At 71.5% G+C, this 8,663-nt stretch carries 5 protein-coding genes; all 5 read left to right on the top strand.

Going from position 1 to position 8,663, the window contains the following annotated elements; all coding sequences use genetic code 11:
• Positions 1 to 1,078, top strand: a 1,078-nt coding sequence (wecB, locus tag FSY66_RS11270; protein WP_144795001.1) for a non-hydrolyzing UDP-N-acetylglucosamine 2-epimerase, incomplete at its 5' end; no start/stop codon positions are given.
• 37 nt (positions 1,079 to 1,115) lie between these two features.
• A complete protein-coding gene (locus FSY66_RS11265; protein ID WP_144794998.1) occupies positions 1,116 to 3,929 on the top strand; it encodes a hypothetical protein in 2,814 nt (937 codons plus the stop codon).
• On the top strand, positions 3,926 to 4,954 hold the full coding sequence (locus FSY66_RS11260; protein ID WP_144794996.1) for an FkbM family methyltransferase: 1,029 nt from the start codon (positions 3,926 to 3,928) through the stop codon (positions 4,952 to 4,954). The genes FSY66_RS11265 and FSY66_RS11260 overlap by 4 nt, the downstream gene beginning before the upstream one ends.
• Positions 4,951 to 6,978 carry a DUF6270 domain-containing protein gene (locus FSY66_RS11255; protein WP_144794994.1) on the top strand — a complete coding sequence of 676 codons (2,028 nt, stop codon included), beginning with the start codon at positions 4,951 to 4,953 and terminating at the stop codon, positions 6,976 to 6,978. The genes FSY66_RS11260 and FSY66_RS11255 overlap by 4 nt, the downstream gene beginning before the upstream one ends.
• The gene (locus FSY66_RS11250) at positions 6,975 to 8,627 is read left to right on the top strand and encodes a heparinase II/III domain-containing protein (protein WP_144794992.1); all 1,653 of its coding nucleotides are present in this window, start codon (positions 6,975 to 6,977) and stop codon (positions 8,625 to 8,627) included. Before FSY66_RS11255 ends, FSY66_RS11250 begins: the two co-directional genes overlap by 4 nt.
• The last annotated feature ends 36 nt before the right edge of the window (positions 8,628 to 8,663 follow it).

The raw sequence follows: 8,663 nt of genomic DNA, 5'->3' as shown, positions 1-8,663 counted from the left end.
CCTCCTGTGGTCAGTGACTGTCCCATCTCACAGGAGATGTTGCGCTGACCGCTTGAATCCGCCGATCTTCGACATCACCCCGGATCACGACCTCAACATCATCCGCCCGCGGCAGACGCTCAACGGCGTGCTCACCCGCACCGTCGAGGGGCTGGACGCGATCTTCGAGCAGAGCGCCCCCGACGCCGTCGTCGTCCAGGGCGACACGACCACCTCGACGGCCGGAGCCGTCGCCGCCTTCTACCGCGGCATCCCGGTGATCCACGCGGAGGCGGGACTGCGCTCGTTCAACCTTTTCTCCCCGTTCCCGGAGGAGGCCAATCGCAAGATGACCTCCCAGATCACCTCGCTGCACCTGGCTCCCACGGAGATCTCGCGCCACAACCTGCTGGCCGAGTCCATCAACGGGGAGGACATCGTCGTCACCGGCAACACGGTGATCGACGCGCTGCACCACACCGTGGCCAAGGCCCTGCCGTTCACGGACCCGCAGCTCGAGGAGCTGGCCGCCTCGGGGCGCAAGGTCCTGCTGGTCACCACGCACCGCCGCGAGAACCAGGGCGATGCCATGCGCGGGGTGGGCCGTGCCCTGGCGCGCATCGCCCAGGCCGAGCCCGAGCTGACCATCGTGCTGCCCGCGCACCGCAACCCCGTGGTCCGCGAGGCCGTGCTGCCGGCCCTGGAGGGCCTGGACAACGTCCTGGTCACCGAGCCGCTGGCCTACGGGGAGTTCACACGGCTGCTCTCCGTCGCGAACATCGTCCTGACCGACTCCGGCGGCGTCCAGGAGGAGGCCCCCTCGCTGGGCAAGCCCGTGCTGGTCATGCGCGAGAACACCGAGCGCCCCGAGGCCGTCACCGCCGGCACGGTCAAGCTCATCGGGACCGACGAGGACCTCATCGTGGCCGAGGTGGACACCCTGCTGCACCACCAGGTGCTCTACGACACCATGGCCAATGCGGTGAATCCCTACGGCGACGGCCGCGCCGCCGAGCGCACCATCGCCGCCATCGCGCACATGTTCGGCGTGGGCGAGCGGATCAGGGACTTCGATCCGGAGACGGCCGACGACGCCTGAGACCCCGCACGCCTCTGCCCGAAAGGTGCCCAGCCCCTTGCCCGATCTCCAGCCCTATCGCCGCGGCTTCCTCCTGCACCGCCGCGGGACCGGCATCGGCCCGGTCGCGCACTGGCCCGGCCGGGAGCTGGGCGCCTCGGGATGGATCCTGCGCCACGATCCGCAGGAGTCCGCCGAGTTCCTGCCGCTGGCCGACGGACGGCGGTGGGTCCTGGTCTACGGCCTGTGCCTCTACGCCGGCGACGACGAGCGCCGTCTCTCGCCTGCACGGCGGCTCGCCGAGGCCCTGCAGGAATCCGACGAGGCGCTGCTGGACGCCCTCGACCACCTGGGCGGGCGCCACGTCGTCCTGACCGGCGACGGACCGGACGTCGTGCTGCGCCAGGATGCCCTGGGCATGCGCTCCGTGTGCTTCTCCCCCAAGGCCGAGCTCGTCTCCAGCCACGCGCATCTGATCCACGACATCTCAGCGCATCCGCTGCGCACCTCCCGGAACGGGCGGCCGGGGATCCTGCATGTCTGGGGCCGCACGCCGTACCTGGGCATCGAGGCCCTGCTGCCGAACCACGAGCTGCACCTGACCGGCTGGCGCGTGCGGCGCTTCTATCCCCGGCGCCCCAACGCCTACCGGGACATGCCCCTGGACGAGCGCCTCGACCTCTTCCGCCGCCGCTGGAGCCGGCAGATGCAGGAGCTGGCCGCTCGCCCGCAGAAGCTCGTCATGTCCCTGACCGGCGGCGCCGACTCCCGCACGACGCTGGCCCTGAACTGGGATCACCTGCGGAGGCTCTCCCTGTTCACGTACACGGCCGACCGCCGGGCGGGGAGCAGGCACCGCGAATCCCTGGCCAAGGACGAGCGCATCGTCGAGCGGCTGCGCGTCCTGCTGCCGGAGGCCCGGCACTCGTTCTTCCGGATCGAGGACAGATCGGCCGGGCTGACGCCCGAGCAGGAATCCGTCGTCGCCCGGAACACGTACGGCAACCACGGAGCATGGCTGCTCCCCCACTACCTGCGCGAGTTCTCCGCCGAAGCACACATCCACCTCCGCGGATTCGGCTACGAGGTCGGACGGGCCTACTGGAACGTCGCCGAGGACAACAGCACCATCGATTCGCTCGAGCAGCTGTTCCTGCATCGCACGGCCAAGACCCGCCCCACCGAGCCCACGGCCGAGCGGCGCGCTGTCTTCCGCCGGGGGCTGCAGCGCTGGCAGTACGACACCGATCTGCACGGCATGCATCTGCGCGATCTCTATTACTGGGAGATGCGGATGGGCCGCTGGGGCGCCGAGGTCCTCAATGAGACGGATCTGGCGTTCGAGACGTGCGTTCAGCTCAATGTCCGCTCGCTGCTGGAGATCTCGCTGTCGCTTCCCATCGAGGACCGCCGGAGCGGATTCCTCTTCGCCGAGCTGATCAATGCGTCGTACCCCCTGCTGAACTTCTTCGGCAAGAACGACGACCGCAATCTCTACGAGATCACCCGCGACGCCGCCCGCAGCGGCCGGGGGGCCGGCGCGCCCGACCCCGCAGTCCCGTCCCTCGAGGCCTCGTCGTGGCTGCGCAGGCCCGGCGATGCGGAAGGGACCGCCGCACCGGGCACCGGGACGCAGCTGAGCATTCCGGCCCGGAGCTTCCGCGAAGGCGCTTCGTCCTCCCGGCGGTTCGAGCCCCTCGAGCACCCCGGCGAGCTGCGCTTCACGATCGCCTCGACCTACGGCGATCGCGCCGCCGCCGGGCACTGGCGCCTCCAGGTCCTCGTCGACGGCGAGCCGAAGGTCAGCTGGGACGGCGGCCGCTCGAGCTCTCCGGTGCACGTCAGGCTCGCAGATCTCCGGTCCGGAGCCCGGGTCTCCGTGGCGGCCGTCGCCCTGCGCGATCATGAGGGCTCTGCCACCTGGGCGAAGGCCAGCAGGGCCTGGATCCGCGACGTGGAGTTCTCGCCGGCGGAGCCGGCCGGGCCGGCGACAGCGGCCGTGGACGTCCCCGATGCGACCCGGCCCGAGCTGGGCGCGCAGCCGCCGCGGGTCGCCCCGCACGACATCCCCGGTCTGTCCCCCCGGCTGTTCCCGCTCGAGACCCCCACGCGGCTCGACCTCGTGGTCGAGGGCCGCCGGGTGCCGCTGCTCGTCGTGCGCCGAGCGCACAGCGGCCGGCCTCGTGTCCTGACCCTGTTCAACGGCGCGGTCGACCTCGAGCGCTCCCAGCGCGAGCCGGTGTTCCAGCGCTCGAGCTGGTGGCGGGACATCCCCCGGACCCAGATCTACGTCGCGGATCCGGGGAGCCTGGGCACCGACGCGCTGAGCCTGTCCTGGGGTCAGGTCTCCGCCGGGACGTCCGTCATCCCGGGAACGGTCCGGGCCCTCCGGCTGCTGGCCGGCGCGCTCGGAGCTCCGGAGCCCTCGCAGCGGACCTACTTCGGCTCCTCCGCGGGGGGATTCTGGGCGTGGTCGGCGGCCGCCCTGGACGACGGCTCGCGCGCTGTGGTCAACAACGCCCAGATCGACTGGACGCGCTGGATGGCCGAGGCCGTCAACGAGCTGCGCTTCGCCCGGTTCGACGGGATCCTGCCCGCCACGCTGCGCGAGCGGCTCCCGCAGCGCACGAGCGTCCTGCGGCTCTGGGAAGCCACCGGCGCCGCCTCCCAGATCGACTACTGGGTCAACATCGCCTCCAAGCACGACCGGATCGTCGACCTGCCGCAGGTGGAGGCGTTCGCCCGACAGCGCCCCGATCTCGCCGCGCACCTGCACATCCACCGGTACGAGGACGACGCGGCCGGCCACAACCCGCTCAGCCGCGACGCCACGCTCCGGGCGATCCTCACAGAAAGCGAACCGACCGCATGACCGCCGATCTGCCACCCGCACCCCCCGCCGACCGGTTCTCCTGGCCGGAGGTCCCGCCGCTGTCCGAGCTGCCCTCGACCTCCGTCGAGGCCGACGGCCGCACCTGGCGGCTGAGCGGACTGGACCAGCAGGACCACATCTTCCGCTGGCTCGAGGGCCAGCAGCGCTTCTACGAGCACGAGATGCTGACGTTCCTGTCGGCACTGGTGCCCTCCGGGGGCCTGGTCGCGGACGTGGGCGCCAACATCGGCAATCACGCGGTCTGGTTCGCCGGCGTCATGGGCTGCCGCGTGCGGGCCTTCGAGCCCGTGCCGGCCCTGTGCACGGTGCTCGCGCACAACGTCGCCCAGAACCAGCTCGATGCCCGGGTCCGCGTCGAGCCCTACGGCGTGGGGCGACGCAGCGGCCGGGCCCGGGTCGGCGCGTGGGACCGCGCGAACACGGGCGCCTCGACCCTCGAGCTGTGCGGCGCCGACGGCGACATCCGCATCGTGGCCCTCGACGACCTCGCGTGGGATCAGCCCGTGGACCTGCTCAAGATCGACGTCGAGGGCATGGAGGCCGAGGTCCTGGCCGGAGCGCTCGGGCTGATCCGACGGCACCGTCCCGTCCTGGCCGTCGAGGCCCGCAGCACTGCCGAGGAGGAGGCGCTGCGCGCCTGGCTCGACGACGCCGGATACCACGTGCTCGGCCGCCTGAACGCGACGCCGACCCTCGTGGCCGTGGCCGGCGGCTCTCCCGCGGCGACCGACGCGATCGCGCATTCCCTCGAGCACCTGGGTCGGCGCTTCGACGACTTCGAGACCCGGCTCGACCGCTTCGGGCGCTTCCTCCACAAGCTCACGGCGCCCGCGCCTTCTCAGGCTGGGGGCGCCCCCGCGGGCTCGGGCGGCTCGCCGGGCGACGGCGACGACCTGCGCGTCCTGCAGGAGCGCATCCGCCATCTGGAGGCCGAGCTCGACGCCATGCGCCGCCGAGCAGGCTCCGACCACCACGACACCGCATCAGCAGAGGATCGAGCATGAGCACCGCCAGCAGCTACGAGAGGTGGGGGCACGTCCACACGCACGCGGGTCCCGACGGCCTCCGCACGGCCCTGGAAGCCGGCGACGCCGACGGCGTGCACCAGCTCGCGCTCGACGACGAGGTCACCCTGGATGTCCTGGTGCAGGGCTCCCCGGAGGCCGGGACGACCTCCTCGATCCCCGTCTTCTTCAACGGCAACGTCCCCTCGCGCGAGGAGAAGTCCGGCCCGTTCTTCTCGGGCGGGCGCGTCGGCCCGGCGGTATCCCCCGTCTACGCCGCGATCTCCGATCCCGCCGTGGACAGGGACTCCCAGGTCCGCCTGGGGTGGTACGCGGGATTCGACGGCGCCGACGTCACGGCCGCGATCCTGGACGCGCTGCGCGCTCTCTCCGACGCCTGGCGGCGAGAGCTCGTCCTGGTGGGCGGCTCGGGCGGCGGCTTCGCTGCGCTGCGCTATGCGGCGCTGCTGGATCGCCCGGTCTCCGCGCTCGTCTGGAACCCGCAGACCGACATCCTGCGGTACAACCGCACCTTCGTCGACCAGTACCTGCAGTCCGCGTTCGCCGAGCACTCCCCCGAGGTCCCGTCGGCCGAGACCTGGCTGCAGGAGCGCACCGAGCTCTGCGCTCGCGCGGGGATCGAGCACAGCCTCGTCGATCGCACGACCCACGATCCGTCGTGCATCGACCGGCTCCTCTACCTGCAGAACCTGAACGACTGGCACCTCAGCGCGCACGCCATGCCCTACGTCCAGGCCCACCGCTTCCAGGACCTCGGCACGGGCAGCCGCATCCTGGGGCCCGATCACGTCGTGCAGGGAGGGGACTGGGGCGCAGGCCATGCCCCCCTGACCCACGACCTGCTGGTCTCCGCCCTGGCCGAGTTCCTCCACGGCGATGCCCCGAGCCTGGACATCGCGCGCCGGATCGTGCTCGACGAAGCCTGCGATGCGGCCTCCCTGGCGCAGATGCCCAAGGATCTGCGCTCGCTCGCGACGAGCATCCTGACGGGTGCTCGTGCCGCGCACGCGACCGGGGAGAGCGCCGTCACCGTGACGCTGCCCGAGGGAGCCCCTGAGCCCGGATACGGCGGCCTGCGATTCGGGCTGACCCAGTCCCTGGGAGACAGGCGCGGGCAGCTCGCCTGGTTCCGGCACACCCGTCGTCTGGAGTACGACGCCGACGCCCGGTGGACCGGCTCCGAGCTTCTCGTGACCGTGCGGGACGGGCTCAATCACCACCTCGGCCAGCTCGCCGTGGGCGACGGCGAGGCACCCGAGCCCGCCGTCGTGCGGAGCCCGGTGCAGTCCCGTGACCCCGCGCAGACTCGTGCCTTCATCTACGGCAGCTGCGTCACCCGGGACGCCTTTGCGCTGGACGGGGCTCCGGGGCTGAGCGACTACTTCGCCCGCACCCCGCTCGTCTCGGCCTTCGGCCGGGCGCCGGCAGAGCTCCCCGCCAGCATGGACCTCGAGGCGATCCCGAGCGCCTTCCAGAAGCGGATGGTCGACCGGGACGTCCGGAAGACCCTTCCTCCGACTCTGCGCGATCTGGACCCGGAGGTCCTGGTCATCATCGATCTCATCGACGAGCGGATCCCGGTGGCCCGGGTCTCCGGCGGCATCCTGGCCTGCAGCAGCGAAGCGGCCCGCGCGGGATTCGCCCCGCAGCGCGAAGCCCAGATCTCCATCGGCCGCCCCGGATTCATCACGGCGTGGAACCAGGCCGCCGCAGAGCTCGTCGAGGCTCTTGAGGGCCGCCGGGTGGTGCTCAACAAGGCCTACTGGGCCACGCACGACGACACCGGCCAGGATCTGCAGGAGCGCTTCCCCATCGAGCTGCACAACCGGACCCTCAAGCACATGTACACCACCCTCGAGCGCAGCCTCGGCTGCGCCGTCATCGAGTACCCCGACGACCTCCTGGTGGCCGACAGCACGCACCGCTGGGGCCTGTCCCCCTTCCACTACACCCGCCCCTTCTACGATCACTTCATCGCCCGTCTGCGGGAGGTCGCCTCATGAGCACCCCAGCACTTGACCAGGGACTCCCGACGCAGCTGCGGCCGAGCTTCGAGAAGCGGATGATCCGCGACGCGGACTGGAGCCGCGACGCCGACGGTCCGCTGCGCATCCGGCTGTTCACCGGCGCCGAGATCGTCGTGGGCGGCTCCCCCGGGCTGGACTTCGCCCAGGAGTTCCCGAACCAGAAGGGCAGCTCCCTGATGTGGCTCTACGCCCTGGAGCCGCTGCGACGCGCCGGGGAGGTCGTGCGGCAGGGTCACCCCGAGGACCTGCCGTCGCTGGTCGAGGGGTGGAAGGCCGCCGTCGAGCACCTCGGCGGGCCGGGGGGCACGCAGCGGTGGACCGACCTGCCGAGCATGGACCACGCCTGCGCGACCCGCATCAGGACCTGCCTCGAGGCGGGCGAGCTGATCGAGGACGAGGAGGTCCGCCGCGGCATCCGCGAGATCGCGGATCAGACCGTCGCCTGGGTGCTCGACGATGCGAACTACCGCCCGAACAACCACGGCCTGATGAGCAGCATCGCGCTGCTGCTCTGGCACGTGGCCGTCGAGCGCGTGGAGGGCGGGAGCACCGCGCTGGACACCGCGCTGACGCGGATCGTGGAGCTGGCCGAAGAGGCCTTCGACGACCGCGGCATGTGCAATGAGAACACCGTGGGCTACCACAACTTCAATCTGCACTGCTACCGCGAGGTCCTGCGGATCCAGGACGCCGAGCAGATCAGCGAGACGATCGACGAGCAGCTCCGGCCCATCCTCGACCGCGCCCGCGAAGCGCTCGAGCTGACCATGCTCCAGGACGACACCATCCCGACGATCGGCGACAGCGGGAAGTACCGCCCTGCCGTGGTGCACTCGCGCAACCGATCCTCCGCGTTCCCGGATTCCGGGCTGGCAGTCTACAAATCGGAGCGGCTCTACGTCTCGCTCGTGGGCGGGGCCCGCACCGAGGTCCACAAGCACGCCGACGACACGGCGCTGACCGTCCACCGCGACGGCGCTCCCCTGCTGGTGGACGCGGGCTCCTACCTGTACGACAAGACCGACCCGTACCGGAAGGCCATGGAGTCGAGCCTGGGCCACTGCGTCATCGCACCGCAGGACCACGACGGCGAGCTCCGGCAGTTCTTCGTCCGCGCACACCCCGACTACGGCGCCGCCTTCACCCATCACGAGGTCCCCGCGGAGGGAGACTGCCGGATGGGCGTCGAGGCCTGGCTGCCCGACCGCTTCCGCATCGCCCGGTCCGTCGCGGTGCTGGACGACCGGTGGATCGTCGTGAAGGACGAGGTGCGGCTGCTCGCCCTCGCCCGCAGCAGCGCGGCACGGCAGCGCTGGCTGTTCGGCCCCGACCTGCACCTGCACCGGCTCTCCGCGGACTCGTGGGAGGCCTCTCGGGACGGCGCGCCGGCCGTGAGCCTGCACCTCGTGGGCTCGGCGGAATCGGAGACCTACCGCGGCGAGGAGTTCGGCGGGCACCGCGGGTGGGCCTCGGAGCACTACGGGACCAAGCATCCGGTGAGCGGCCTCGACCGGATCGGCAGGGGCAGCGTGCAGGTGCATCGCGCCCTGATCGATGCCGCGGATGCCCCCGCGCTGTCGCTGGCGGAGGTGCCGGCGGAGGTCCTGGAGGTCCTGCACTCCTGATCGGATCCCTCCGCCGAGCCCGGTCCCTGTCGGCCG

Origin of the sequence: Kocuria palustris (genome assembly GCF_007666205.1) — a bacterium.
In the GTDB taxonomy this organism is placed as follows: Bacteria; Actinomycetota; Actinomycetes; order Actinomycetales; family Micrococcaceae; genus Kocuria; species Kocuria palustris_A.
The sequence above is the reverse complement of the archived record's forward strand: the minus strand, read 5'-3'. Positions and strand labels throughout refer to the sequence as shown.

Coding starts and splice junctions, on each gene's coding strand:
- FSY66_RS11255 (WP_144794994.1), top strand. CDS start 4,951: ATGAGCACCGCCAGCAGCTACGAGAGGTGGGGGCACGTCCACACGCAC.
- FSY66_RS11250 (WP_144794992.1), top strand. CDS start 6,975: ATGAGCACCCCAGCACTTGACCAGGGACTCCCGACGCAGCTGCGGCCG.
- FSY66_RS11260 (WP_144794996.1), top strand. CDS start 3,926: ATGACCGCCGATCTGCCACCCGCACCCCCCGCCGACCGGTTCTCCTGG.